This is a genomic window from Psychrobacter sp. (assembly GCF_018260395.1).
In the GTDB taxonomy this organism is placed as follows: Bacteria; Pseudomonadota; Gammaproteobacteria; order Pseudomonadales; family Moraxellaceae; genus Psychrobacter.
The window spans coordinates 1-2,031 of record NZ_JAGLBC010000233.1 but is presented as its reverse complement, the minus strand read 5'-3'; the positions used below and the strand labels follow the sequence as shown (position 1 = coordinate 2,031).

Below are 2,031 nucleotides of genomic sequence, written 5' to 3'. Positions count from 1 at the left end.
TAATAATTAACGGTTAGACGTTATTCCAAAAGCTTTATAATCTAATAGATGCTTATTTATTGTTATAAGTTTATCGTTTAATTTAATGATTTATCTAGCTAGTTTTAAATAATTTTTAACTAAGGAATTTAATACATGTCAAACAATGAGGCTAATAATAGTAAAAATAGCAATTTTGAAAATGGACTTAAAGTGCGTACACAAGTGATGGGAGAAGCTCATGTTCAGCGCTCTTTGAACTCAGCAACACCTTTTACACAGCCTTTGCAAGATTGGATCATTGAACATGCTTGGGGCAGCACTTGGCAAGATGATGAAATATTGCCACTTAAATATCGCTCATTAATTACCATTGCTTTTTTGATTGCCCAAAAAAGTCCCAATGAGTTAAAAGGTCATGTTAGAGGGGCCATAAATAATGGTGCGTCTGTAGAAGAGATACGTGAGGTGCTAATGCATAGCCTTCCGTACTGTGGTGCACCTGCCGCTCAAGAAGCATTCCGAGCAGCCATTGACGCATTAACAGAGTTAGGTATTGATTTGCAGCACCCATAAAACTTAATAGTTTGGTTGATATTTGGGCTGATAGCTTCTATAGAGTGATACATAAAACTTAATCTTAAAAAGACTTAAACTAAAAAAGACTTAATCTAATTCAAATACACCCTAGTCTAAACTTGGGGTTGAATTATCCGCTGTTAGACTAATATCTGATATAATAAGACCACTTATTTTTATAATTTAAAAAATCATTAAACCCTTCTACCTTTAGGTAATTCCTAATGGTATTAAGGGTTAGGACAGAAGCTGATTATGACAACTACAGTGCAAACTTTCGTGCCAAATGCAGCACCAAAACCAAAAAAAGCGTTAAAAGGTGAAAAACTGCGCGGCTATGACAAAGTGGCTCGTATTCCAATTAAAGTTATACCCACCGTACAGGCGCCTAAAAAGCCTGACTGGATTCGCGTTAAAATGTCATCACCGGCTGAGGTGGATCGTATTAAGAAGACCCTTCGTAAACAAAAGCTTTATACCGTTTGTGAAGAGGCCGCCTGCCCCAACCTTCCGCAGTGTTTTGGAGATGGTACGGCAACCTTTATGATTATGGGTGATATTTGTACCCGCCGTTGCCCGTTTTGTGATGTGGCTCATGGTAGACCCAATGAGCTTGATAAAGACGAGCCTCGCCATACAGCAGAAACCATATTGGGTTTAGGTCTTAAATATGCAGTGATAACTTCTGTAGACCGTGATGATCTAAAAGATGGTGGTGCCCAGCATTTCGTTGATGTGATTAATGAATCTAAAGCTTTAAGTCCTAATTGCTTAATTGAAATCTTAGTTCCTGATTTCCGAGGACGTATGGATGTGGCATTAGATTTATTGACTGAAACTGCGCCCGATGTGTTTAACCATAATATCGAAACAGTGCCTCGTCTTTACAAGGCTTTTCGCCCTGGTTCTGATTATCAGCATTCCTTAGACTTATTAAAGCACTATAAGGCGCGTCGTCCTGATATTGCAACCAAATGCGGCTTTATGGTCGGCCTAGGTGAAACTGAAGAAGAGATTTATGCCTTACTTGATGATTTAAAAGCACATAATGTTGATATGATTACTATCGGTCAGTACTTACAACCGAGTAAGAACCATGCGCCTGTTGACCGCTATGTACATCCTGATGAGTTCCAACGTTATATGGATTATGGTAAAAAGATTGGCTTCTTTAGCATTTGGGCAGGACCTATGGTTCGCTCAAGCTATTTTGCAGACCGTCAGTTCTATGGTGAGGACTGCCCTGCACCTATTCGTAGTAAAAAAGCTTTAGAAGCTGAAGGTAAACTTGGCTGCTAAGTAACATTTTATTCAATAAGTTTAAAAAAAAGGAGGGCTATTTGAGATAGTCCTCCTTTTTATTTTTACTTGTTTTATCTATTCAATAAAAACCATTATTTAGTCAAAACCACTTAAGTATAATCAACTAAATAGTAGTCACTTGAATGGGCTTATGGTTTGATTTATTAGCAT

The 2,031-nt window shown here is 37.8% G+C and carries 2 protein-coding genes; both read left to right on the top strand.

Going from position 1 to position 2,031, the window contains the following annotated elements:
- Positions 1-135: 135 nt before the first annotated feature.
- A complete protein-coding gene (locus tag QZ265_RS10760; protein ID WP_296406049.1) occupies positions 136-555 on the top strand; it encodes a carboxymuconolactone decarboxylase family protein in 420 nt (139 codons plus the stop codon).
- A gap of 258 nt (positions 556-813) precedes the next feature.
- A complete protein-coding gene (lipA, locus tag QZ265_RS10755) occupies positions 814-1,857 on the top strand; it encodes a lipoyl synthase (RefSeq protein WP_296406047.1) in 1,044 nt (347 codons plus the stop codon).
- Positions 1,858-2,031 lie beyond the last annotated feature (174 nt).

Excerpts from the sequence above, each read along its gene's own strand:
- QZ265_RS10760 (WP_296406049.1), top strand. The coding sequence starts at position 136 with ATGTCAAACAATGAGGCTAATAATAGTAAAAATAGCAATTTTGAAAAT.
- lipA (WP_296406047.1), top strand. The coding sequence starts at position 814 with ATGACAACTACAGTGCAAACTTTCGTGCCAAATGCAGCACCAAAACCA.